The organism is Bradyrhizobium sp. WSM1743 (assembly GCF_000473065.1).
In the GTDB taxonomy this organism is placed as follows: domain Bacteria; phylum Pseudomonadota; class Alphaproteobacteria; order Rhizobiales; family Xanthobacteraceae; genus Bradyrhizobium.
On record NZ_AXAZ01000073.1, the window covers coordinates 17,948 to 42,453 of the forward strand.

The 24,506-nt window shown below is 65.1% G+C and carries 25 protein-coding genes; 10 read left to right on the forward strand and 15 right to left on the reverse strand.

The features are described 5' to 3' along the window. Window positions 1–66: 66 nt before the first annotated feature. From YU9_RS0131395 to YU9_RS0131415, 5 genes are all read right to left on the reverse strand, one after another. A complete protein-coding gene (locus tag YU9_RS0131395) occupies window positions 67–450 on the reverse strand; it encodes a cupin domain-containing protein (RefSeq protein ID WP_027576346.1) in 384 nt (127 codons plus the stop codon). A 65-nt stretch (window positions 451–515) separates the two neighbouring features. Next, complete coding sequence (locus YU9_RS0131400; protein WP_027576347.1) at window positions 516–1,289, reverse strand: HpcH/HpaI aldolase/citrate lyase family protein; 774 nt, start codon at window positions 1,287–1,289, stop codon at window positions 516–518. A gap of 72 nt (window positions 1,290–1,361) precedes the next feature. Then, entirely contained in the window at window positions 1,362–2,159 is a 798-nt protein-coding gene (gene murI, locus YU9_RS0131405) for a glutamate racemase (protein WP_027576348.1), read from the reverse strand. 284 nt (window positions 2,160–2,443) lie between these two features. Beyond that, window positions 2,444–3,250, reverse strand: coding sequence for a Crp/Fnr family transcriptional regulator (locus tag YU9_RS0131410; protein WP_027576349.1), 807 nt, complete (start codon window positions 3,248–3,250; stop codon window positions 2,444–2,446). Window positions 3,251–3,497: 247 nt separating this feature from the next. Next, a complete protein-coding gene (locus tag YU9_RS0131415) occupies window positions 3,498–4,580 on the reverse strand; it encodes a preprotein translocase subunit SecD (RefSeq protein WP_027576350.1) in 1,083 nt (360 codons plus the stop codon). A gap of 223 nt (window positions 4,581–4,803) precedes the next feature. Between YU9_RS0131415 and YU9_RS0131420 the strand changes: the two genes are divergently transcribed. The 3 genes from YU9_RS0131420 (at window position 4,804) to YU9_RS0131430 (ending at window position 10,578) form a co-directional block, all read left to right on the forward strand. Beyond that, window positions 4,804–6,711, forward strand: a complete 1,908-nt coding sequence (locus tag YU9_RS0131420) for an acyl-CoA synthetase (protein WP_027576351.1) — start codon at window positions 4,804–4,806, stop codon at window positions 6,709–6,711. Between the two features lie 139 nt (window positions 6,712–6,850). Next, a complete protein-coding gene (locus YU9_RS0131425; protein WP_084299133.1) occupies window positions 6,851–8,710 on the forward strand; it encodes a caspase family protein in 1,860 nt (619 codons plus the stop codon). Between the two features lie 17 nt (window positions 8,711–8,727). Next, complete coding sequence (locus YU9_RS0131430; protein ID WP_371259227.1) at window positions 8,728–10,578, forward strand: caspase domain-containing protein; 1,851 nt, start codon at window positions 8,728–8,730, stop codon at window positions 10,576–10,578. Window positions 10,579–10,626: 48 nt separating this feature from the next. Here YU9_RS0131430 and YU9_RS0131435 read toward each other — a convergent pair whose 3' ends face one another. Together YU9_RS0131435 and purB are read right to left on the reverse strand one after the other, a co-directional pair. Further along, window positions 10,627–11,799 (reverse strand): M20 aminoacylase family protein, encoded by a 1,173-nt coding sequence (locus YU9_RS0131435; protein ID WP_027576354.1) that lies wholly within the window; start codon window positions 11,797–11,799, stop codon window positions 10,627–10,629. A gap of 130 nt (window positions 11,800–11,929) precedes the next feature. Then, on the reverse strand, window positions 11,930–13,237 hold the full coding sequence (gene purB, locus YU9_RS0131440) for an adenylosuccinate lyase (RefSeq protein ID WP_027576355.1): 1,308 nt from the start codon (window positions 13,235–13,237) through the stop codon (window positions 11,930–11,932). Between the two features lie 557 nt (window positions 13,238–13,794). On the opposite strand from purB, the gene YU9_RS0131450 reads away from it, so the two are divergent. After that, entirely contained in the window at window positions 13,795–14,382 is a 588-nt protein-coding gene (locus tag YU9_RS0131450; RefSeq protein ID WP_027576356.1) for a TetR family transcriptional regulator, read from the forward strand. Between the two features lie 544 nt (window positions 14,383–14,926). Here the strand turns inward: YU9_RS0131450 and YU9_RS0131455 are convergent. Both YU9_RS0131455 and YU9_RS0131460 read right to left on the reverse strand, forming a co-directional pair. Continuing rightward, window positions 14,927–15,580, reverse strand: a complete 654-nt coding sequence (locus tag YU9_RS0131455; protein WP_027576357.1) for a response regulator transcription factor — start codon at window positions 15,578–15,580, stop codon at window positions 14,927–14,929. A 7-nt stretch (window positions 15,581–15,587) separates the two neighbouring features. Next, a complete protein-coding gene (locus YU9_RS0131460; protein ID WP_027576358.1) occupies window positions 15,588–16,958 on the reverse strand; it encodes a sensor histidine kinase in 1,371 nt (456 codons plus the stop codon). A 201-nt stretch (window positions 16,959–17,159) separates the two neighbouring features. Between YU9_RS0131460 and YU9_RS0131465 the strand changes: the two genes are divergently transcribed. The 5 genes from YU9_RS0131465 to YU9_RS0131485 all read left to right on the forward strand — a co-directional run bounded on the left by YU9_RS0131465 (window position 17,160) and on the right by YU9_RS0131485 (window position 21,515). Beyond that, window positions 17,160–17,930 (forward strand): MotA/TolQ/ExbB proton channel family protein, encoded by a 771-nt coding sequence (locus tag YU9_RS0131465; protein WP_027576359.1) that lies wholly within the window; start codon window positions 17,160–17,162, stop codon window positions 17,928–17,930. Beyond that, window positions 17,927–18,613, forward strand: a complete 687-nt coding sequence (locus tag YU9_RS0131470; RefSeq protein ID WP_027576360.1) for a hypothetical protein — start codon at window positions 17,927–17,929, stop codon at window positions 18,611–18,613. The genes YU9_RS0131465 and YU9_RS0131470 overlap by 4 nt, the downstream gene beginning before the upstream one ends. Beyond that, window positions 18,606–19,211, forward strand: coding sequence for a hypothetical protein (locus YU9_RS0131475; protein ID WP_027576361.1), 606 nt, complete (start codon window positions 18,606–18,608; stop codon window positions 19,209–19,211). The genes YU9_RS0131470 and YU9_RS0131475 overlap by 8 nt, the downstream gene beginning before the upstream one ends. A gap of 117 nt (window positions 19,212–19,328) precedes the next feature. Continuing rightward, window positions 19,329–20,069, forward strand: coding sequence for a metallophosphoesterase (locus tag YU9_RS0131480; RefSeq protein WP_027576362.1), 741 nt, complete (start codon window positions 19,329–19,331; stop codon window positions 20,067–20,069). Window positions 20,070–20,075: 6 nt separating this feature from the next. Then, window positions 20,076–21,515, forward strand: coding sequence for a bifunctional serine/threonine-protein kinase/universal stress protein (locus YU9_RS0131485; protein WP_027576363.1), 1,440 nt, complete (start codon window positions 20,076–20,078; stop codon window positions 21,513–21,515). A 25-nt stretch (window positions 21,516–21,540) separates the two neighbouring features. Here the strand turns inward: YU9_RS0131485 and YU9_RS0131490 are convergent, their stop codons facing one another. From YU9_RS0131490 to rpe, 4 genes are all read right to left on the reverse strand, one after another. Then, window positions 21,541–21,732 (reverse strand): hypothetical protein, encoded by a 192-nt coding sequence (locus YU9_RS0131490; protein WP_027576364.1) that lies wholly within the window; start codon window positions 21,730–21,732, stop codon window positions 21,541–21,543. An 18-nt stretch (window positions 21,733–21,750) separates the two neighbouring features. Next, entirely contained in the window at window positions 21,751–21,924 is a 174-nt protein-coding gene (locus YU9_RS49300; protein WP_198028327.1) for a hypothetical protein, read from the reverse strand. Window positions 21,925–21,929: 5 nt separating this feature from the next. Then, a complete protein-coding gene (locus YU9_RS49305) occupies window positions 21,930–22,070 on the reverse strand; it encodes a hypothetical protein (protein WP_198028328.1) in 141 nt (46 codons plus the stop codon). A gap of 152 nt (window positions 22,071–22,222) precedes the next feature. After that, on the reverse strand, window positions 22,223–22,924 hold the full coding sequence (gene rpe, locus YU9_RS0131500) for a ribulose-phosphate 3-epimerase (protein ID WP_027576365.1): 702 nt from the start codon (window positions 22,922–22,924) through the stop codon (window positions 22,223–22,225). A gap of 255 nt (window positions 22,925–23,179) precedes the next feature. On the opposite strand from rpe, the gene YU9_RS0131505 reads away from it, so the two are divergent. Next, complete coding sequence (locus tag YU9_RS0131505; RefSeq protein ID WP_027576366.1) at window positions 23,180–23,965, forward strand: EF-hand domain-containing protein; 786 nt, start codon at window positions 23,180–23,182, stop codon at window positions 23,963–23,965. Here the strand turns inward: YU9_RS0131505 and YU9_RS0131510 are convergent, their stop codons facing one another. After that, complete coding sequence (locus YU9_RS0131510; protein WP_027576367.1) at window positions 23,966–24,175, reverse strand: KTSC domain-containing protein; 210 nt, start codon at window positions 24,173–24,175, stop codon at window positions 23,966–23,968. 59 nt (window positions 24,176–24,234) lie between these two features. Next, window positions 24,235–24,506 (reverse strand): transposase (locus YU9_RS0131515; RefSeq protein ID WP_027576368.1); only part of this gene is annotated, 272 nt, incomplete at its 5' end.

Below are 24,506 nucleotides of genomic sequence, written 5' to 3' on the forward strand. Positions count from 1 at the left end.
GAGCGGGGTGCCCGCTCGCTCGCTCTAGCACGAACCAACCCGCCTAGGGCCAGTCGGTTCGCCGCATCAGGGCGCCGGCGAGGCCAGCGGCTTGGTCTTGTCGACGACATAAATTCCAAGCACTTTCAAAGGCTTATCTCCGTTGGTCTTGGCATCGTGCACGGCGCCTGCCGGGATCTGATAGGAATCGCCGGCTTTCAGGCGCTTGTCCGGCTGGCCGTCGACGAGGAGGTCGAGCTCACCCTCCAGCACGTAACCCGTCTCGATCCCTGGATGAGTATGCCGGCCGGCGGCGCCACCGGCCGGCACTTCGGCGATGGCGGTCACAGTCGTGTAGCCGTCCGGAAAGTCGATTTTCTGAAGCGGGGTGCGCTTGATACCGGATTGCTGGGCGAAGGCCGCGACGGCGATGCCAGTGAAAGCGAGCGCGAGCAAAGTCTTTTTGAGCATGGTTTTCCTCCCGAGCCGCTGACCCTAGCAGCGTCCCGGTTCCCGGCAAGGCCGTGCTCGGCCGTTCAGCGCTTGATGCCTTCGAACGCCGCCATGATCCCGCGCTGGAACAGCGACCAGTCGAAGCCGAGCGCGATCGCGCGATAGCCGCGGTCGATCAGGGCATTGGCCTGGTCGGCGGTGCGCGCCACGCCGCCGATCGGCACGCCGCTTCGGAGGATGCCGGCCTCGGCGCGCGCGACCAGCTCGAGCAGCTCCGGATCGTCCATCTGGCCGCGCTTGTTGATGGAGGTGGCGAGATCGCCGGGGCCGATCACCGCGACGTCGATGCCCGGCGTCGCCATGATCTCGTCGATGCGGTTGACGGCCTCGACGTGTTCGATGGTGACCATGCAGATCATCTCGTCATCGGCGCTGGCCATGTAATCCGGCATCGACTGGCCCCAGCGGAACGGCGCGTGGAAGGGGCCCCAGAGCCTGTCGCCGCGCGGCGGATAGCGCACGCTGCGCACCGCCCTCTCGGCTTCCGCGCGGTTGGTGATCATCGGGAAGTTGATTCCGAAGGCGCCGATGTCCATCGGAGCTTTCGCGAGCCACGGCTCGTTCGCGGCGATCCGCACCAAGGGCGTGCATGGCGTGCCCGTGGTCGCGGCGATCATCGCATGCGCTTCGGTCAACCCAATCGGACCATGTTCGAGATCGACGATGATCCAGTCGAGCGAGCGCGCCATGATCTGCACCATCTGCACGCTCGGGGTGGTCGCGATTGCGCCGAAGGCGGGGCGGCCCTCGCTCCATAATTGGCGGAGGCGATTGAGCGGCTTTGCGGGGACCGACATGTAATGACCTTGGGATGACCTGCGCGAAGATGACGACGGCGAAGCCTAGCAGCGCGCCGTCAATGCGGAAAGTCAGGCCAGAGCGCGGCCGCCGAAGAACGGTGTCAGCGTGGCACCAAGGCCATGCACGCGGTTCGATGTAAAAATCATCTCGGCACCCGACTGCGCGATGCCGCAAGTGGGCGCACCGAGCAGGTCGGACACGCGGCGGGCGATCGCCGGCGCCGGATCGATCCACTCGACCGGCCAGGGTGCGAGCTTCGTCAACCGGTCGAGCAGCAGCGGATAATGCGTGCAGGCGAGCACCACGGTATCGGTGCGCGCGCTCGCGTCCGCGGCATCGCCGACGAAGCAGGGGGCGAGCTCGGCGAGGATGTCGCCATCGCTGATCGGGTTGCCGCCAAGCGCGGCCTCGGCGAGCGAGGCGAGCTCGGGCGAGCCGACCAGCGTCACCTCGCATCCTTGCGCGAAATCGCGGATCAGCGCCTTGGTGTATTCGCGCTTCACCGTGCCCTTGGTGCCGAGCACCGAGACGCGGCGGGTCTTGGACTGCGCGCAGGCCGGCTTGATCGCCGGCACGGTGCCGACGAAGGGCAGAGAATAGGCTGCGCGTAAGTGAGACAGGACCAGGGTGGACGCCGTGTTGCAGGCGATGACGACTAGGTCGGGATCATGCGTGCCGATCAGCTCCCCCATCAGCGGTACGACGCGGGCGATGATCTCGTCCTCGCTGTGGTGGCCATAAGGAAAGAAGGCGTCGTCGGCGACGTAGACGTAATGCGCATCCGGGCGCGCGGCCACGACCTCACGCAGTACCGTGAGCCCGCCAAGGCCGGAATCGAATACCAGGATGGTCGGAGAATTGGTCACGTCGATAACCCTAGCCCGGCATGGTTACCATTCGGTTTTTAGGGCGATTTTGCGGCGGGCCCCCCGGAGGGCCGAAGTCTCGTGTCCCGGACGCGCTGCAACGCCTCTTGGCGTTGCTGAGCTGGGATCTATGCCGCACGATTGTTCTTGGAGGGATTGGGCCCCGGCTCTGCAGCGCACCGCGAAAGGCGCTGCGCTGCGTCCGGGGCATGAGAGCAAGATATGGGCGCGCGCCCTCTCCACATCACGTCGTCATACGCAGCCTCATGTGGGCCGTGCGGCGCTCACGCGATCCTGTTCGTGGTGGCCGCGCGCTCCGTTGCCAGCTGCTTCTGCAGGCGATCGATGTTTTGCAGCAGGCGCTGGCTGGTCAGCACCAGGAAATAATAGCCGAACTGCGGGTCCTGGAAGTAGATCTCGAGCAGGCGGTCGTAAGTGATCGTCAGCACCTGACCGTCTTCGATGCATTCGACCGTACCCGTGCGCCGGTTGTCCGGCGTGAGGAAGCCGAGCTCGCCCATCAGCGTTCCAGGCCCAATCTCGACGTTGATTTCCTTGACCAGGAACTTGCCGGTGACCGTGAGGAACATCTCCTGCGCGGGATCGCGCAGCTTGAAGAGGATGTCGCCGCGCCGATATTTGCGCTCGGTCATGAATGGCTTGAGCCATTCGATCGACATGTCGCCTTCGGCGGCATGGCGCGCTTTCTTGACCAGCTTGAGCATCTGGCGCAGGCGCAGGGCGTTGATCGGAAGCAGCAAGAGATAGAGCAGGAACGTCGCGACGTTGGCGGAGAGCGCGCCGAAAACGGCGAACAACGCGCAGCCGATCATGTTGGCGACGCGTAGGGGCACCATCGTCCGCATCAAGAGCGTGGCGACGAAGAAGCCGGCGCCGACCGCCGCGAACAAATTGGCCAGCGTGATGTTGTGGACAAAGATCTCCAGCAAGCGGTTGAAGATCGCGTCATAGGTGACGTTGTCAGGGTCGAGGCCCATCTGGACCAGGATTTTCGCGATCCTGAGGTTATCCGTGGCCGCGTCGAGAATGCGGTCGAGGATCGACGAAATGTCTGCGCTGCCGGACGGCATGGTACTAACCCCACATAAGGCCTTTAGTCCTGGTCGGCACTCGTATAGCCGAAATCGAATGACGACCGCTTGAATGACGCTTCCGGCCGTCATGCCGCAAGAGGCAAATTCTAGCCTGATCGGGCGTTTCGGCAATTGCCCGTTGGTTGCGCGTCTGGCCGCGGCGCGGCCGCGATTCGGGGCAGCCGCGCGGGCTTCGGCGTCGCAGACCCGGCCTGGACGACTGACGCGGCGGGGTGACCTTCGCTTACGGCTTGGTCGCGGGTTGCACGACCTGCTGCTCGACGAGGCCGAGGCGTCCTGGCAGCGCGCCGGCGCGCAGCAGCATGGCGACGCTGTTGGCCTCTTCCAGGGTGAAGTTGCCGGCGATCTGACCGGAGCCGCCGGTGATGGGCTCGCGGATCACGGGAGCGGAGATCACCTTGTCGTCGAGCACGATGGCAAAGGGCTTTCCGACGTTCTCTGCAGTGATATGGGCGAAGCGCCGCGTGCCCCGGCCGTTGAAGCGGAACGAGGCGATCGGCTCCTTTGTGTCGCTCGTAAATCCCGGGCCGGCATAGCTGATGTCGCCGCCCTCGAGCGTGCTGTCCTTGGCGACGAGATAAGGAAGCTTGTCCTTGAAGCCGAGCAGGACTTCCGTGCCCGCCGGCGGCGTGCCCGATTGCGCCTGCTCAGCGGACATCGAGAGGTCGATCAGGCGGAAGCCGACCTTGACCTTTTTGGCGAAGATCGCGGTGACATTCTCGGGCTCCGTCGCGCCGGGCAGGAAGATGCGGATGCGGTCCGTCCCCTCGGGCTGGACGCTGGCAAGCTTGACACCGGCGTCCTTGAGGCGCTGCTCGATCATGGCGATGGAATCTTCGACGAGATCGCTGAGCCGCGCGGCGGATGCGGCCTCGGTCGGTGCGAGCCTGAGCAGCCCGTCTCCGGCGTCGGTCACAGTGAGCGCGTGCGTGGGCAATCCCTCCGCCGCCGAGGCGAGCTTGCGCGTGAGCTGTTCGCGGCCTTTGGCGTCCGCGATCTTCACGTCGACCCCGCCGTCGCGGATCGCAAGACCGGAGAAGGCGATCCGGCCCTCGCGCAGGATCCTGTAGACGTCGTCGCGCAGATCCGTGACGACCGCCTCCCGCAAGCCGTCGGTGTCCACCTTGTAGACGATGCGCGATCCGCCCAGCTTCTCCATCTTGTCGGCGGCGAATGTCGCGACCTTCGCGCGTATCTTGTCGAGCTGGGTGTCGGCGCCGAGCGTGGCAGAGGGCAGAGCGATTGCGGATACCATCGCGAACGCGGCGATCAGCCGAGCGATGCGGTTCCGCAGGGGCGTCGTCATCATGACCTCAAGTCTTGCGGCAGGGCGCTGGCGAGCGAATTCCAGTTCTTGGTCCCCGGATCAGGTGCAGAGGTTCAAGCGCCGCTGCCGTTAGGTCATGGACGAACGCGAAATCATCCATCATTCTGGTCCGGCTCGGCCGGCCATCGGCCGAGGCCTCGCCGAACCAAGATGTCAAAAGATACGGGGGCGGGGACATGCATCTGAGGGAGGACGGAATTTCATGGCGGGTATCCACGCGCTCGATCGGTTGATCGGCAACGACTATCCGGATCTCTTGACGGACGAGGAAGTCCGGGCGTTCGAGCAGGTCCCCTACGCCGACCGCGTCGCGGCCGAGAGCACCTATGATGCCATCAGGCTTGGTGCTGAGCGCAACCCCGACGGGGCGGCGGTCCAGTTCCTGCAAAATGCTGATCCCGCCGACACGCCGCTGGTCATCACGCACCGCGATTTCATCGCGCGCGTCACCCAGGCCGCCAACATGTTCCATGCGCTCGGCGCCGAGAAGGGCGACGTCATCAGCTTCATGCTGCCCTTAGTGCCGGATGCGTTCGTCACTCTGTTCGGCGCGGAGGCAGCCGGCATCGCCAATCCCGTCAATCCGCTGCTCGAGCCGCACCAGATCGCTGAAATCTTGGAAGCTGCGAACACCAAGATCCTGGTGGCGCTCGGGCCGATGCCGGGCACCGACATCTGGCAGAAGGTCGAACAGGTCCGCCCGCAGCTGAAGCATCTGAAGGCCATCGTGCAAGTGTTCGGCGGCGGCGATCCGGCCAATGGCGTCTTCGCTTTCGGCGACCTGATCAAGCAGCAGCCGTCCGACCGGCTTGTCAGCGGACGCAAGATACGCGGCAGCGACATCGCCGCTTATTTCCATACCGGAGGCACCACCGGCACGCCGAAGCTGGTGCGGCACACTCATGCCAACCAAGTCTATCAGGCCTGGGCGCTCAATCTGCTGCTGAAGGGGAAGCCCGGCGCCAATCTGCTGTTCGGCATGCCGCTGTTCCACGTCGGTGGATCGCTGACACAGGTGCTGACGACGCTGTCGAGCGGCAGCTCGCTGGTCGTGCTGTCGCCGAGCGGCTGGCGCAACCCGAATGCGGTGAAGAACATCTGGCAGCTCGTCGAGCGCTTCAAGCCCGAGGCGCTGTCGAGCGTGCCGACCGTGCTCGCCGCGACCCTCGCGGTGCCGCCGGGCAACGCGGATATCTCGAGCCTGAAATATGCCGCGGGGGGCGGCTCGGCGATTCCTGTCGCGGTGGGCTCGGCGATCCAGGAGAAACTGAAGCTACCGGTGGTCGAGGTCTACGGCATGACCGAGACCTCGAGCGTGCACACGCTCGCTTACCCCGGGCGCCCGATCCGGCTCGGCTCGGTCGGCCTTCCCATGCCTTATTCGCGCGTTCGTATCGTGCAGCTCGATGCCGATGGCCGCCTGATCCGCGACTGCAAGCCGGAAGAGATCGGGGTCGTCATCATGGCCGGGCCCGGCGTGTTCGGCGGCTATCTCAACGACGAGCACAACAAGGGCGCCTTCGTCGACGAGGTCTGGGTCAATTCCGGCGATCTCGGCCGGCTCGATGCCGACGGCTATCTCTGGATCACTGGCCGCGCCAAGGATCTCGTGATCCGCGGCGGCCATAACATCGACCCGGCGCCGATCGAGGAGATCATGTTCAGACATCCCGCCGTCGGCTTCGCCGCGGTGGTTGGCCAGCCCGACGCCTATGCCGGCGAATTGCCGGTGGGGTACGTGCAGTTGAAGCCCGGCGCAAAGGTCGAGCCGGGCGAGCTGGAGGCGTGGGTGCGCGAGCGCACGCCTGAGCGCGCCGCCGTTCCGGTGCAGGTCATTCCAATCAATCCGATGCCGGTGACGGGCGTCGGCAAGGTGTTCAAGCCGCAGCTGCGCTGGGACGCGGCCGAGCGCGTGTTCACCAAGGTGCTGGCGCCGCTGGTCGAGCGCGGCATCGATTGCAATGTCAAGGTCGGTCCGCACGGCAGCCACGGCTCCATCGCGACCGTGACGCTTGCGGGCCTGCCACCGGATCAGCGCGAGGCGATTGCGGGCGAGGTGCACGTGCTGCTTGCACCGTTCGTGATGCGCCACGAGGTCGTGCAGGCGTAGCCTTAACGGCCTCGCTCACTCAGCTATCAGACGGGGAGGGCGACGCTTCGCCGCATTATCCTTACCCCCGTTAAACAGCCCTATGTGACAGGCATCACATAGGAAGAATTGGCATTCGGCGACGCTTGCGAATACTCTCATGGACATTGCATCCGGGGGGACGCAAGTGATTCCGTTTCGGCTATTTGCTTTGTTGATTCTTGCGATAGGCCTTGCCTGCGGACCGGCACATGCCGACCGGCGGGTGGCGCTCGTGATCGGCAATTCCGCCTACAAGAGCGCACCGAAGCTCGGCAATCCCGTGAACGATGCCACCCTGGTCGGCGGCATGTTCAAGAAGGCCGGTTTCGATTCCGTCGACGTCAGGCTCGATCTCAGCGCCAGCGAGATGCGGCGCATGCTGCGCGAGTTCGCCGGCAGGACACGCGACGCGGACATGGCCGTGATCTATTACGCCGGCCATGGCATCGAGCTCGACGGCAACAATTACCTCATCCCGACCGACGCCACGCTTGAGACCGATGGTGACGTGCTCGACGAGACCATCCCGGTCGAGCGGGCATTGTTCGCGGTCGAGCCGGCCAAGCAGCTGCGCTTGATCATCCTGGACGCCTGCCGCGACAATCCGTTTGCAAAGACGATGAAGCGCACGCTGGCCTCGCGCGCGGTCGGACGCGGCCTCGCCAAGGTCGAGCCGACCAGCCCGAACACCATGATCGCCTTCGCGGCGAAGGCGGGATCGACCGCGTCCGACGGCGATTCCCGCAACAGTCCGTTCGCCGCCGCGCTGGTCGAGCACCTGCCGAAGCCGGGACTCGATTTGCGCAAGGCTTTTGGCTTCGTGCGCGACGACGTGCTCAAGGCGACCGGCTACAAGCAGGAGCCCTATGTCTACGGCTCGCTCGGCGGCGACGACGTGCCCCTGGTCGTGAAGCAAACGGCAACCGGTCCGCAAGCGAACCCGCAGGAGGCCGTGCGCAGGGATTACGAGCTCGCGCTCCAGCTGGGCACGCGTGACGGCTGGGAGGCGTTTCTGGCTGCTTATCCGGACGGCTTCTACGCCAACCTCGCCAAGGGCCAGTTGAACAAGATCGCCGCCGAAGAGGCGCGCGCCGCGGCTGAGCAAAAGGCAAAGGCGGCCGAGCAGGAAAAGACGAGGCTGATTGCCGAGCGCGCCCAGAAGGCCGAGCAGGAGAAGGCGGCCGCGGCGGCCAAGGCCGCCGAGGAGGCGCGTATCGCGGCGGAGAAGCAGAAGCAGGTCGAGCAGGCGAGAGCCGAGGCAGCCGAGCAGCAGCGCAAGGTGGCCGAGGCGGCAGCAGCGAAGGCATTGGCCGAGAAGCAGGCGGCGGAGAAGGCCAAGGCCGAGCTGGCCGCAAGACAAGCTGTGGAGAGGGCCGAGCAGGGCGCAAAGCCGGCCGCCGATCGGCAGATGCCTGAAGTCGAGAACCAGAAAGTCGCCGCGCTCTCGCCTGGCCCGACATCCACATTGTCGGCAGCTGACCTCGCCAAATCCGTGCAAAGCGAATTGCGCCGCGTCGGTTGTCTCACGTCGGCTGCGGAGGGCGAGTGGACGTCGGCCGCTCAGCGCTCGCTGACGCTGTTCAACAAATATGCCGGCACCCAGCTCGACGTGAAGCTCGCCAGCGTCGACGCACTCGATGCGCTCAAGGCGAAGCCGGGGCGGGTCTGCCCGCTGGTGTGCAATTTCGGCTTCAAGGCCGACGGCGATCAATGCGTGAAGATCACCTGCCGCGCCGGTTATCGCGTCGGTGACGACAACGAATGCGAGAAGATTCCCGAGAGAAAGCCCGCTGCCCGTGACGAGCCGAGGCGCCGGGACCAAGAGCGGAAAGACGCGGAGTCCGCAGCACCGAAGTCGCAAGCCTCCGGACAGATGATCTGCAACGGCGCGGGCTGCAGGCCGGTTGCTAAGGGATGCCGTCTCGGATCGGTGAAGAACATCTACGGGAGTTCGCTTACTACCGAGATTTGCAACTAATCAGTAGGTGGGCGGGCGTGACGATCGTTCGATCTTTCTGGGCATTGATCTTCGCGGCTTTCTTGACTTGCGCGCCAGCGCAGGCAGAGAAGCGCGTCGCGCTCGTCATCGGCAATTCCGCCTACAAGAGCGTGCCGAAGCTTGCCAACCCAGCGAACGACGCCGGCCTGATCGGCGGCATGCTGAGGAAAGCCGGCTTCGACACCGTCGATGTCCGGCAGGACCTGAACGCGCCCGAAATGCGCAAGGCACTGCGCGAGTTCGGCGCTCGGACGCGCGATGCCGATGTCGCGGTCATCTACTACGCTGGCCACGGCATGGAGGTGGACGGCATCAACTATCTGATTCCGACCGACGCCGCCCTCGAGACCGACACCGACGTCTACGACGAGGCGTTGCCGATCGATCGCGTGCTGGTGAGCATCGAGCCTGCGAAGCAGCTACGGCTCGTCATCCTCGACGCCTGTCGTGACAATCCTTTCGCCAAGACGATGAAGCGCACGGTGGCCTCGCGCGCGATCGGGCGCGGGCTTGCCAAGGTCGAGCCGACCAGCCCGAACACGATGATTGCGTTCGCGGCCAAGGCCGGCTCGACCGCGTCCGACGGCGATGCCCGAAACAGCCCGTTCGCCACGGCTCTTGCAGACCACCTGCCAAAGCCCGGCCTGGATCTGCGCAAAGCGTTCGGCTTCGTGCGCGATGACGTTCTGAAGAGCACGGCCAACAAGCAAGAGCCCTTCGTGTATGGTTCGCTGGGCGGCGATGACGTGCCGCTCGTTCCCGCCAAGCCCGTTGCGACCGGTCCGCAACCCAATCCGCAGTCTGAGCTCAGGCGAGACTATGAACTTGCGCTCCAGCTCGGTACGCGAGACGGCTGGGAAGCGTTCCTGGCGCAGTATCCTGAGGGTTTCTATGCCAACCTCGCCAAAGGCCAGCTGAACAAGATCGGCGCCGAAGAGACGCGCGCCGCGGCCGAACAGAAGGCCAAGGCGGCCGAGCAGGAAAAGGCGAGGCTCATTGCGGAGCGCGCCCAGAAGGCCGAGCAGGAGAAGGCGGCCGCTGCCGCGAAAGCCGCCGAAGAGGCGCGGGTCGCTGCGGAGAAGCAGAAGCAGATCGAGCAGGCGAAGGCCGAGGCCGCTGAGCAGCAGCGCAAGGTGGCTGAGGCGGCGGCAGCGAAGGCATTGGCCGAGAAGCAGGCGGCGGAAAAGGTCAAGGCGGAGCTCGTTGCAAAGCAGGCGGCAGAGAAGGCGGACCAGGCCACAAAGCCCGCCGCCGATAGGCAGTTGCCCGAAGTCGAAAACCAGAAAGTGGCCGCGCTCTTGCCGGGGCCGACATCCACATTGTCGGCGGCTGACCTCACCAAATCCGTACAGAGCGAATTGCGCCGCGTCGGCTGCCTGACCTCGTCTGCAGAGAGCGAGTGGAGTTCGGCCGCACAGCGCTCGCTGACGCTGTTCAACAAATATGCCGGCACCCAGTTCGACGTGAAGCTCGCCAGCGTGGATGCGCTCGATGCGCTGAAGGCGAAGCCGGGACGGATCTGCCCGCTCGTTTGCAATTTCGGCTTCAAGGCGGACGGCGATCAATGCGTGAAGATCACCTGCCGCGCCGGCTATCGCGTCGGTGACGACAACGAGTGCGAGAAGATTCCGGAGAAGAAGCCGATTGCGACGCGCGAGGACTCGAGGAGGCGGGACACGGAGCGCAAGCAAGTCGAGTCGACACCGTCCAAACCGCAAGCGTCTGGCCAGATATTTTGCAACGCAGCCGGCTGTCGCCCGGTCGGCAAGGGATGCAGAATAGAGCGCGCCGGCACGGCTGACGCGAGCTCAGTGATGGCCGGGCGGACGAGAGAAGTCTGCGATTGAATCGTAAGAGGCGAGTTGCGCTATTGCCAAGCCGCCTTGCACCGCTGCCTACCCCACCGGCATCCGCGTTTCGACCAGACGGGCCCAGAACGAGGCGCCGTGGCCCAGAATGTTGTCGTTGAAGACATAGGCCGGGTGATGGCACTCGTTGCCGTCGCCCATGCCGACCAGCACCATCGCGCCGGGGCATGCTTCCAGCATGAACGAAAAGTCCTCGGCGCCCATCATCGGGATGAACTTGTCGTTGACGCGCTCAGTGCCGACGATGTCGCGGGCGACGTCGGCGGCAATGCCGGCCTCGCGCGCATGGTTCATCGTCACCGGGTACATGCGCGTGTATTTCGTCTCGGCCGAGCCGCCATAGGCGCGGGCGATGCTGTCGGCGACTTCGCCGATGCGGCGCTCGACGAGGTCGCGCACGTCGGGGTCGAGCGTGCGCACGGTGCCGGCGAGCTCGGCGACCTCCGGAATGATGTTGAAGGCCGTGCCGGAATGGAATTGCGTGATCGAGATCACCGCGGACTTCAGCGGATCGACGTTGCGCGCGACGATCGACTGCAGCGCACCCACGATCTGCGAGCCGATCAGCACGCTGTCGACCGATTTGTGGGGGCCCGCGCCGGCGTGGCCGCCCTTGCCGCGGACGGTGATCTGGATGTTGTCGGAGGAGGCGAGCATCGCGCCGGGCGTCGTCGCGAAATGGCCTTCGGGCAGGTTCGGCATGTTGTGCATGCCGTAGACTTCCTGGATGTTCCACCGCGTCATCAGCCCGTCCTCGACCATGGCCTTGCCGCCGCCGCCGCCTTCCTCGGCGGGCTGGAAGATCATCACGGCCGTGCCGTCGAAATTGCGTGTCTCGGTCAGGTACTTTGCGGCGCCGAGCAACATTGCGGTGTGACCGTCATGGCCGCAGGCGTGCATCTTGCCGGGCACCTTCGAGGCATAAGGCACGCCTGACGTCTCCATGATCGGCAGCGCATCCATGTCGGCGCGCAGGCCGATGGTCTTGCCGGAGGCCGACTTGCGGCCGCGGATCACGCCGACCACGCCGGTGCGGCCGATGCCCGTCACCACCTCGTCGCAGCCGAACTCGCGAAGCTTGTCGGCGACGATGCCGGCGGTGCGGTGGACTTCGTAGAGCAACTCAGGGTTCTCGTGGAAGTCATGGCGCCAGGCGGCCATTTCGTCGGAGAGGGCAGCGACGCGATTGACGATGGGCATGAGGTGGGGATCCGTTTTTTTGGGGGGCTTTTGTCATTCCGGGACGATGCGCAGCATCGGACCCGGAATCTGGAAATTGTAGCGCGAGATTCCGGGTTCACGCTTCGCGTGCCCCGGAATGACAGAAATATCAGCTCTCCCCGAACACCCGCTTGAAGATCGTGTCGACGTGCTTGAGGTGATAGCCGAGGTCGAACTGCTCCTCGATCTCGGCGTCGGTGAGATACTTCTTCACCTCAGTGTCCTTCTTGAGGAGCTGGAGGAAATCGCCTTCGCCGCGCCAGACCGGCATGGCGTTGCGCTGCACGAGCTTGTAGGCGTCCTCGCGGCTGGCGCCCTTCTGGGTCAGCGCCAGCAGCACGCGCTGCGAATGCACGAGGCCGCCGAGGCGATCGAGGTTCTTCTGCATGTTGGCGGGGTACACCAGGAGCTTGTCGATCAGGCCGGCGAGGCGCACCAGCGCGAAGTCGAGCGTCACGGTCGCGTCCGGGCCCATCATGCGCTCCGCCGAGGAATGCGAGATGTCGCGCTCGTGCCAGAGCACGACGTTCTCCAGCGCCGGCGTCACATAGGCGCGCACCATGCGGGAGAGGCCGGTGAGGTTCTCCGACAGCACCGGGTTGCGCTTGTGCGGCATCGCGGAGGAGCCCTTCTGCCCTTCGGAGAAGAACTCTTCGGCCTCCAGCACCTCGGTGCGCTGCATGTGGCGGATTTCCACGGCGATGCGCTCGATCGAGGAGGCGATCACGCCGAGCGTCGAGAAATACATGGCGTGACGGTCGCGCGGGATCACCTGAGTCGAGATCGGCTCCGGCACGAGTCCCATGGCTTTCGCGACGTGCTCTTCGACGCGGGGATCGATCTGCGCGAAGGTGCCGACGGCGCCGGAGATGGCGCAGGTCGCGACCTCCTTGCGCGCCGCGATCAGACGCTCCTTGGCACGCGTGAACTCGGCATAGGCATAAGCGAGCTTGAGGCCGAAGGTCACGGGCTCGGCATGGATGCCATGGCTGCGGCCGATGGTCGGCGTCATCTTGTGCTCGAAGGCGCGCTTCTTCAGCGCGGCCAGCACCTTGTCGAGGTCGGCGAGCAGCAGGTCGGCGGCGCGGGTGAGCTGGACGTTGAGGCAGGTGTCGAGCACGTCGGAGGAGGTCATGCCCTGGTGCACGAAGCGCGCCTCGGGGCCGACGATCTCGGCGAGGTGGGTGAGGAAGGCGATGACGTCGTGCTTGGTCTCGCGCTCGATCTCGTCGATGCGGGCCACGTCGAAGATGGCGTCCTTGGCCTTGGCCCAGACCGTCTTGGCAGCCTCCTTAGGGATGGTCCCGAGCTCGGCGAGCGCATCCGCCGCATGCGCCTCGATCTCGAACCAGATCTTGAACCGGGTCTGCGGCTCCCAGATCGAGGCCATTTCGGGACGGGTATAGCGGGGGATCATCTGACGGCTCCAGGAAGGTGGGCGGGCGATCCTGAGGGGGCGGCGCCGGCCAAAATGCTTTTTACGCCGTGATTTAACAGAGCGGGCAGGGCGAAACAAACGATCTGGGCCCAGGTGGAGGGGGATCGCCAAGCTATCCACCGGACCGGCCAGAGGGATGGTGGCGCCCGGCCGCAAATATTAACTGTCAATCACGGATCATTGACTGACAGATATTGAAATCTGTCAGCGAGGCGTGTATATCCATTCCCGGACGCTCCGATTGGGCGTCCCGCGACAGCCTCGGGGAGCCCGACATCCGAACCAAGCTCGGATCGGAGGGCGGATTAAAGAACGGGGACCGCGGAGAATGGAGACTCAAGACAATGACGACCGAAATCCTCAATTTCACCGGCGTGATTGGGCATTGGCTCAATTTGCTGGTGGCGCGCCAGATCGCGGCGCAGGCTGCAAAACTGCCTCATTAAGGCATAGGCTTTCCGAACGACCGGCGAGGGCGCTTCGGAAGCAGCCCTACTGCCGGGTAACTGAGCCCCAAACGGGAACATGGTGCTGGCATGAATGAAGCCGTTGTCTTGACGCCGGAGCGGATCCTCGAAGTCACCGAGGACGTGCTCAGGCGTTACGGACTTGCCAAGGCCACCGTGGTCGACGTTGCCCGTGCGCTCGATGTGAGCCACGGCAGCGTCTATCGCCATTTCCCCAGCAAGGCCTCGCTGCGCGAGGCCGTTGCCAAGCGCTGGCTGGACCGCATCGACGCGCCGCTACGCGCGATCGCCGAGGAGCAGGGCCCGGCGCCTGACAGGCTCGACCGTTGGCTGCGCACGCTGTTCGCCGCCAAGCGTTCGCGCGTGCTCGACGATCCCGAGATGTTCCAGACCTATCTGACGCTGGCGCGCGAGGCCTGTGCGGCCGTCAAGTGCCACAAGGACACCATGATCGACCAGATCGCGGCGATCCTGACCGACGGCGTGAAGCAGGGGGTATTCGCCGTGGGCGACGTGAAGGCGACGGCGCGCGCGATCTTCGATGCCACCGTCCGCTTCCACCATCCGGCCCATGCCGACGAATGGAAGGACGCCGATCTCTCCGCGCGGGTCGATGCAACGCTCGCACTGCTGCTGCGCGGGCTGAGGGCGGCCTAAAGCGCGATGAGATTAGGACGAACCGTCATCGCGCTTTAGGTTATTGCTTGAGCATGATCTTTTCGGAAAACCGCTGCACACTTTTCCGGATCATGCTCTAGGTCCGCTGGACTCCCGGGTGCGGCCAATCAACCTCTCGCCTTGTGGAGAGCGGCGCCGTCGCGAAGCGAGGGCGAGGAAACCGAATGTCTTCGCGTGTGGAAGGCAGGATCGGACGATGGCACGACTGGCGGACTATCCGGATATGCATTGACTGCGATTTCGACGGCGTCCTTTGACCGCTTTCGAAGGCGGTAGAATGTGAGCTCCTGATCGAGCATGGGGCAGCGGAAGTGGACGACGGCGGTGTCCGGCAGGCGGCAAAGTTCGTCGATGAGTTCGCCTACTGTGATGATCGGTGGATGGTCGACGGCTTTGGGGTGACCCTTACTCATGACCTTTACTCCTTCGGCCCGATGCTAACCGGAACTGAACGGTCTCCGTTCCATCGAACTCGGCACATTCGGAAGGTTCAAGGGTCTGAAGGAATGCGGCAGCTTTGCTGCTAGATCCTCGTCAGCCCACAGGTCGCGGCGAGCCGCACCAGCTGCGCATCCGTGCGCGCGCCGGTCTTCGACTTGATCAGATAGTGATAGTTCTGCACGGTCTTGACGCTGAGGTTGAGATGCGTCGCGATCTGCTCGGTGGTGGCGCCGCCGGCAAACTGGCGCAGGATCTCGATTTCGCGCTCACCCAACTGGTCCAGCACCGAGCCGGTTGGCGACAGGCTGTCCTCGGCGAGAATATGCGCAATGTCGTCGCTCATGGCGCGCTCGCCGCGCGCCACGCAGCGGATGGCGTGCACAACCGCGGACGGCTCGCTGCTCTTGGTGACGAAGCCGCTCGCGCCCGCGCCGAAGGCTGCCTTCACCAGCACGGCTTCGTTGTGCATGGTGAAAACCAGGATCCGCGCTCGCGGGCTGCGCGCGCGGATGTTGCGGATCGCCTCCAGCCCGCTCGCGCCGGGCATTGAGATATCAAGCACGACGACATCGGGATCATGCGCCTTGAACGCGCCGTAGGCGTCCGCGGCGTTGTCAGCTTCCGCCACGACATGCAGATCGCCCTGGCTCTCCAGCACGCGCCGATAGCCTTGCCGCACGATCGGGTGGTCGTCCACCAAGAGCACGGAGACGCCTGTCGCTGCAACCTCGCTCATTCCGGCCTCACGCAGCGAGCGGGATGGTGGCGGCAACGCTGAGGCCGCCGCGGGCAGGCAGGATCGACAGCGATCCGCCGGCGGCCGTGACGCGCTCGCGGATGCCGGTAAGGCCGAAGCCGGCCGACTGCGCGACACGGGCCGCATCGCCGCCGCCGTCGTCCTCGACACGGATCAGCAGCGCATCGTCCTCGCCGGCGCGCCGCTCGACGCGTAGCGAGACCTCGCGCGCCGCACCGTGACGCAGCGCGTTGGTCAGGCATTCCTGTGCCACGCGATAGGCCGTGGTGGCGGCGGGGCCGCTGATGTCGGTGAGGTCGCCCCTGAGATCCAGCTGAATCGCCGGCCGCGCCGCGCTCTGCGAGCGCCAGCTGTCGACGAGATTGACGAGGCTTGCCTCGAGCCCGAGCTCCTCGGGCAGGGGATTGCGCAGCCGCTTCAACGCATCGCGCAGCGAGGCCATCAGATGATGCGTGGCCTGCGAGATCATGCGTGCGTCCTGCGCGATCCCATCGTCCTTGTTTTGCTTTGCGCTCGCCGTCTCGATGGTGTTGGCGAAAGCGAGAATGGCCGAGAGGTTCTGCCCGAACTCGTCGTGCAGCTCGCGGGCGAGCGCGCGGCGTTCGTCGTCGCGGATCTCGATCAGGCGCCGCGTCAGCGCGGCACGCTGTTCGGTGGCTTCCTCCAGCCGGCCGCCGAGTTCGCCGACGGCGCTGCCGATCATCGCCAGCTCCATCGAGCGGAAGCGCGGCAGCTTCGTGTGATATTGACCGCGGGCCATGCGCTGCAAGGCAGTGACGATCGCGCGCGCCGGCGCCAGCGCATGTGCGATCGCGAGCGACGCCAGCAGCGCAATTGCCGCCGCCATCAACAGCGCGACGTCGATCACGTTGAGGATGTACTCCCAGGCGAGCGAGACGGCCGCCGCGCCGTCCGGCGTCGCGACCACCGTCCCGGCGGCTGCGGCGCGGGGGCTGACGGGCCGTACCACCTCGGCGTGGCTACCGAGGAAGGTGGGCACAATGGCGGCGAACCAACGTGGCGGCGTCTTGCCCAGCCCCTCGCTCTGGCCGCAGAGCGGCTTCTCGAATGCCGCGGCCGGCTGGAACTCGACGCAGACGCCGGGCGAGATCAGCTTCATCGTCTCCAGCGTGCGCCAGTCCGGAACCGGCAGAAGATGCTCGCGCGCTCTGCTGCTGCGCAACAAAAGCTCACGCCAATACAGCGCCTGTAGCGCCTGCGCCACCCGCTGCGCCGAGGCCGCAGTCGCCCGATCGACGCTGCGATAGGCGTCGAACGTGGCCCACACGGTTGCGGCTCCGAGGCAGAGCACGACGATGAGCAGCAGACGGGCGACAAGCTGAAGCACGAGGCGCATGCGATCATCCCCGACGTTTGGTAAGGTCAGCCTAACAATGCTGCCGCGCCTTGCCAATTGCAGGGAACGCCAGGGGTTGCAGTTCGGGCAAATTTCCCAAGCCGGATTGGGCATGGGTCTTTGGACCGGGCGCGGCGTCTTTGATCTAATCGGGCAGGAATCGTTACAGGCCAATCGTTGCGGGGCGAGGAGCGGTGCAGCATGAGTTCGATGACGATTGGACCAATCCCGAGCCAGGCTGCCGATCCATCCGAGCGCAGCGCGCTGCTGTTCTGGATGATCTTCACCGGCCTCTCGATCTTCGCCGTCGTGCTGCTGTGGCGGTTCGGCCTGATCCATCTGATGCTGACCTCGGATCGCACCTACATCTCGAGCGTCATCGCGGGGCTCTATGTCCTCACCTGCGGCCACTGCTTCCTGCGGACGCGGGCGATCGCGCGGGAGGGCGCGGCGGCACGGCGTTGCCGCGCGGTGCTGTCGGCGGCCGGCGGCAGCAAGGCGCTCGATGCGAGCGCGGCGGGGCTGCCCCGCGGGCTGGTGCGCGACCACATCGAGAGCCTCGTGACCAAGGCCGCCGCCCAGGACTATCGCCCGGTCGACCAGACGCTGCTGCTGCGGACGCTCGCCGACCGCTTGCGCGGCTCCAACGGGTTCGGGGCCTTCGTCTCGGACACGCTGATGAAGCTGGGCCTGCTCGGCACCATCATCGGTTTCATCATCATGCTGGCGCCGATCGCCGGGCTGGATGCCGCCGACAAGGTCGCGATGCGCTCCTCGATGGGCTTGATGAGCGACGGCATGGCGGTCGCGATGTACACGACGCTCGCCGGCCTCGTCGGCTCGATCCTGGTCCGCATCCAGTACTACATGCTGGATGCCGCGACCCAGCGGGTGTTCTCGGACGCGGTGATGCTGACCGAGACCTATGTGACGCCGGTGCTGGAGCGCAAGGGTTCTGGTGCGCGGTCATGATGGATGATTTCGGTCTCTATCCGCGTGAGGAGCCGTTCGATCCGCTTGGCGTGATGCTGTTCAAGGCGCTCCAGGTGATCGCGTTCCTGTTTTTCCTCGCATTGCTCGCGGTCTCCCCGGATGCCAAGGACGGCAAGATCGACTCCAAGGCGGAGTTCATGATCACTTTGGATTGGCCGGACAATCACCCCGACGATCTCGATCTGTTCGTGCAGGATCCCGCCGGCAACATCGCCTGGTATCGACACCGCGAGGCCGGCTTCCTCACGCTTGACCGCGACGACCGCGGCGGGGCCAACGATTTCATCATCGTCAACGGCAAGAAGATCGCTTCGCCGATCCGCGAGGAGATCGTCACCGTGCGCGGTATCCTCGCCGGCGAATACACCGTCAACGTCTCGCATTTCGTCGCGACGACCGGCGAGCCCGTGACGGCCAATGTGAAGGTGCAGAAGCTCAATCCGACCGCGCAGGTGATCTTCGACAACAAGTTCACGCTCGACCACACCGGCGACGAGAAGACCGCGGTCCGGTTCCGGCTCGATGCCGAGGGCAAGGTGGTCAATGTGGATCAGCGGCCGAAATCGCTGCTGGAGACGTTTCGCAGCAGTTGGCGCAACGGCGGCGATCTCGACCCGAAGACCGGTTTGAGCAGGAACGCTGCGAGGGTGCGCCGTGACTAGCCTGCAGACGGTCATCCTCTCGCTGTCGGTCGCCTACGCCGTCATCGGCGCGCTGCTGCTGGTCGTGCTGGTCTATGCGCGGTTGCACTGGTCGCTGAAGGCGGTCGCCGTGGTCGTGACCAGCGCCTTCTATGTCGTCAGCTTCACCGAGATGCGCGGGCTGCTCGGCTGGGCCAGTTCCGAGCGGATGCCCACCGCATTCAAGCTGCTGAAGGCCCGCATCGTCGAGCCACATTCGCTGGAGGGCGATCCCGGCTCGATCTATCTCTGGGTCGAGGCGCTGGACGAGGATAATCGCCCGAGCGGCGTCCCGCGCGCCTTCCGTGTGCCCTACAATGACCGGCTGGCCGACAAGACCCATGCCGCGGAGAACGAGATCGCGTTGGGACATCCGCAAGGCGGGCGGGCGGCCGATTTCGGCGGCGGCGACGGCAGCCTGATCGACATGGTCCGGGAATATGTGACGCCCAAGACCATTTTGGAGACGAGCGGCGGCGATTCCTCGACCGGCGAATTCAATGCTCCGCCGGCCGGCGCGCAAGGCGCCGTGTTCACGCCGCTGCCGCCGCCCCGGATGCCGCCCAAGGACGAGCAATAGGCCTTTCACCATCACCGCAGGGCAGCGCTGGTAAACGCCCCAGTGCTGGCGCATCTTGTTCACTTCCCTCAATTTGGCCTTACCGGCCTCCAATAAGAATTTGAGGGTGGAGGGTGCGTGCTTCTCGCTGTCTTCTCGGATATTCACGGTAACCGGCAGGCGTTCGAGGCCTGCCTGAAGGTTGCCCGCGCCAAGGGGGCGGAGCGGTTGATCCTGCTCGGCGACCTCGTTGGCTATGGCGCCGATCCGGAATGGGTGGTGGATACGGCGATGGAGCTGGTTGCGCAGGGCGCCGTCGCGGTGCGCGGCAATCACGACCAGGCGGTCAATTCCTCGGCTGAGACCATGAACGCCGAGGCGCAGATCGCAATCGAATGGACCCGCGGCCGGCTCGACGCCGCGCAGCGGCGGTTCCTGGCTGAATTGCCGATGCAGGTCGAGGACGGCGACCGCCTGTTCGTGCATTCGGAAGCCTCCAGCCCGCAGCGCTGGCATTACGTCCGCTCGACGGCGGACGCGGCCAAGAGCCTGATCTCGACGCCCGCCCATGCCACCTTCTGTGGCCACATTCACCGTCCTGCGCTCTATTCGATGTCGGTGACGGCGAAGATGACGAGCCTCGTACCCAAGACCGATGTTTCGGTGCCGCTGCTGCGCGGGCGGCAATGGCTGGCCGTGCTCGGGTCGGTCGGCCAGCCCCGCGACGGCGATCCGTCTGCGGCCTTCGTGCTGTTCGACACGGTGTCGTGCCAGATCACCTATTGCCGCGCGCCCTATGATATCGAGACGGCCGCGAGCCGGATCCGCGAGAACGGCCTGCCGCACTGGCTTGCCGACCGGCTGTCGCAGGGACGCTAGAGGCCGATGCCGAAACCACTGGTCAAGTCAGGCGCGGTGATCGACGGCTACATCATCGGCGAATGCGTGCATGCCGGCGGCATGGCGACGCTTTGGACCGTCACCCATCCTGGCATCGACGTGCCCTTGCTGATGAAAATTCCGCGGGTGTCGGAGGGCGAGGATCCCGCTGCGATCGTCTCCTTCGAGATGGAGATGATGATCCTGCCGCGGCTCGCGGGCCCGCATGTACCCACCTGTTTCGGCACCGGCGATTTCGCGCACCAGGCCTATGTCGTGATCGAGCGCATCTCCGGGACCACGCTCTACAAGCGGCTGCCCGACCTGCCGCTGACGTATGACGAGGCGCGGCAGATCGTTGCGAAGATTGCGACCGGGCTCGCGGACCTGCACCGGCAGAACGTGATCCATCACGACATCAAACCGAGCAGCATCATGTTCCGCGACAGTGGCGAGGCGGTGCTGATCGACTACGGCCTGTCGCATCACAACCACCTGCCTGATCTCCTGCAGGAGGAATTCCGACTGCCTTACGGTACCGCGCCCTACATGGCGCCTGAACGGCTGTTAGGGGTGCGCGACGATCCGCGCAGCGATCTGTTTTCGCTCGGCGTGCTGCTCTATTTCTTCACCACCGGCGAGCGGCCGTTCGGCGAGGGCGAGACGTTGCGCGCGATGCGGCGCCGGCTGTGGCGCGACCCGCATCCGCCGCGGAAGCTTCGCGCGGATTATCCGCCCTGGCTTCAGGAGGTTGTGTTCCGGTGTCTGGAGATCGAGCCGGTGTGGCGCTATCCGACGGCGTCCCAGCTCGCCTTCGATCTCGCCCATCCGGACCAGGTCAAGCTCACCGCGCGCTCGGAGCGGGTGAAACGCGACCCCCTCAGCGTTGCCTGGCGGCGGCGCTTCAACCAGGGCGCCACGGCGCCGCGTGCGAAATCGGATGTCGCCGCCCAGATCGCATCGAGCCCGATCCTCGCCGTCGCGCTCGACACCGTGGAGGGGGCACCGGAGCTGAACGAGGCGCTGCGCGTGACCACCGAGCGCATCCTGGCGACCTTGCCGTCGGCGCGGCTTGCCTGCGTCAACGTGCTCAAGCTGAACCGCATCGCGATCGACCGTACCCTGGACGAGCAGGGCTCCAACAAGCACATCGACCGCCTGGTCGCGCTCAGGCATTGGGCGACACCGCTCAAGCTGGCTGAGAGCCGGCTGTCGGCTCATGTGCTGGAGGCGGTCGATCCCGCTGCCGCGATCCTGGAGTTCGCCGAGGCCAACCAAGTCGACCACGTCATCATCGGCGCGCGGCAGAGCTCGTTCAGGCGCACGCTGCTCGGCAGCGTCTCGGCCAAGGTGGCCTCGGAGGCGACCTGCACCGTCACGGTGGTGCGGCCGCCGCGCATGGCTGGGGACGTCGGCGGGTCAGATACCGGCGAGATGGCGGGTTAGGCCGCCTGGCGACTTGCCGAGTGGATCAGACCGCCTGGGCGGAGTGGACGGCGCGCTTGCGGCGGATCGGCCAGGAGAATTGCGGGCCGGGTTCGCCGTGATCCGCGCTGCCGCCGAAATACTGGATGATCTCGCGGCAGGGCTCGCAATTGAACAGGTTGCGCGACGCGGACGCCTTGGTCATTTCCTTCAGGCAGTTCGGGCAATGCGGTTTCATGGGGCTTTCCCGAGATCGTCAGTGGTGGTGCTGAGGCCGGTGGTCCAGGTCCGAATTGTCGAGCCGGGCATCGGCGTCCGGCGCGCCGTCAGCGTGTTCGAACCGGCCGAAGAAATAGTCGAAGTTCGGATGCGGGCGCCGCGGAATCCGGCACCTGCGTTTCGGCTGGCGCTTCACGAGGGCGATCTGCATGGGCGTCAGGCCCAGTAGCGATCGCGACGGATGCTGCGGGCCGAACGTGCCGGGGCCTCGACCGGTCCGGCCGATGGGCCGAATACGACAAATGCACTGAAACCAATCCACAACGCCACGCCAGTCCAAACCAGGGTCGTCGTCATGATGTGCTCCCGTCCAAAGCAGGCGGGAATTACTTGCAATGATTTGCGCGAATCAGTGAAGCCCGGATGAGTACGGGTCACGGTTGCAATTTTAGGCAATTGCGCGCCGCAACACCCGTAAGAACCGCGGGCTGCGGGCGCTTATGTGGTCTTCAGATCGCTTCGCCGCGGGCCTCCAGCGCCGCGTTGCGGATCGCGGCGATGTTGGTCTTGTAGGCGTCCTGCGTGCCGCCCCTGAACACCGAGGTGCCGGCGACGAAGGCGTTGGCGCCGGCCGCAGCGAGCGCGCCCGCAACATCGGGGCCGACACCGCCATCGACCTCGATGTCGATCGGACGGCCCGCCGTCATTGCGCGGATGTCGCGGATCTTGCCGATCGCGGAAGGGATGAAGGCCTGGCCGCCGAAGCCCGGATTGACTGACATCACCAGCACGAGGTCGACGAGGTCGAGGACGTATTCGAGCGCGCTGATCGGCGTTGCCGGATTGAGCGAGACGCCGGCCTTCTTGCCGAGCGCGCGGATGGCCTGGAGCGAACGGTGCAGGTGGGGACCTGCCTCCGCATGCACGGTGATGTGGTCGCAGCCGGCTTTCGCGAAGGCCTCGAGATAGGGATCGCAGGGCGAGATCATCAGATGCGCGTCGAAGATCTTCTTCGTGTGCGGGCGCATCGCCTTGATGACATCAGGGCCGTAGGAAATGTTGGGAACGAAGTGTCCGTCCATCACGTCGAGATGGATCCAGTCGGCGCCGGCGGCGTCCACCGCGCGGACCTCTTCGCCGAGCTTCGAAAAGTCCGAGGCCAGGATCGAGGGCGCGATGGCCAGGGGGCGGGGGGCGAAAGCTTGGGTCATGGCGCGTTTTCTCGTGGCGGACGGACGACGAAATGGCCTCGCCTAACATGGGCCTCCGTGGCGGGCAATGCAGGAGGGGCGGGCTTTCTGTGGGCGGAAATTTCTGCCGCCGGCGGCATGAATTGCCGATGTTCCCGCGGCCTGCAAAGCGTGGTGAATGCGGATTTCATTGAGCTTTTTGCGATGGCACGTCGCTTGCTGATCTCACCCGACAGAACATTGGCCGCGGCATGCGGCATCGGTTGGAGTTGTGCAATGCTGTTCGCCCTAGGTGCGGTATCGAGCGCGCTCGATGCGATCCAGTCGCTGACGAACTCGAAATCGTCGTCGGCCACGCAGAAGACGGGATCTTCGCAAAGCGCGCCGCCCAATCCGTTCGCGATCGACAGCGGCAGCAGCACGACGGGCGGGGCGGCCTCGTCGGTCAATCCGGGCAAAAATCCGCAGATCTCGCCGGAGACGATGAACGCGCTGTTCGCGGCGCAGAGCCAGGCGGCGGACACGAGCGGTACGACCAGCTCGGCCTCGACGGGCGCAGCGCCCGCGGCATCGAAGAGTCGCGAAGATGCTCTGAGGGATCTGTTCTCGCAGATCGACGCGGACGGCGACGGCAAGATCACCAAGTCCGAGTTCGAGGACGCACTCGGGGCCGGCGGCACCAACCTCGCCCAGGCCGACGACGTGTTCTCGAAAATGGATGCGAATGCGAATGGCAGCATCAATCTCGGAGAGATGACGAAGGCGCTGAGGGGCGGTCACGGCCATCATCACGCGCAGGGCGCGGGCGATGGTTCGGGGTCTTCGTCGCAATCAAGCGGCGGCTCGACTTCGACTACGACGACCAATGCCGACGGCTCGACCACCACCACCGTCACCTATGCCGACGGATTCAAGATGTCGACGACGGTCCCAGGCGCGGCCAGCAGTTCAAAGGCAAACGGCGGCGGCAATTCACCTTATGACTTGTTCGGGCAGATGATGCAGCGTCAGGCGCAGGCGGTCTCGGCAACTGCGTCCTCTTCGGTGTCGATGAGCGTGTGATCAGGATCCAGCCCGCGTGATCTCGTGACAGGTATAACGGTCGCGGATGTGCTGGTTGAAGAACGTCCCCTTTGAACGCGCGTCCTTGAAGGCGGCGGCGAGGTCGGCCGGAACGTCTTCGTAGACATAGACGCGAGCACTGACGAACGTCACCTCCAGCTCACGACGATCGGGCGCATAGCGAAAGAAGCGGATCACGGAAGAGGGCATGGCGGTGCACCTTGGTCCGCCAGGTAACGTCTTGATCGCCGTTTCGTTGCTAGAGCGTTTCACATTTTGACGGAAGCATAACCGGCGTTGGCGAAGTAGTTGGCGCATTCGCGAGGCTGGATGTCCTGGATGAGGTGACCGATGTGGCGCCAAGTGTCCTCGATGGTGCGCTTCTGAGCTTGCCGCATCCAGTGTTTGATCTTGGAGAATGCCTGTTCGATCGGGTTGAGGTCGGGCGAGTATGGCGGCAGGTACCACAGCCTGGCGCCAGCAGCCTGGATCATTTGCCTGACAGTTTTCGACTTGTGGCTTCCAAGATTATCGAGAATGA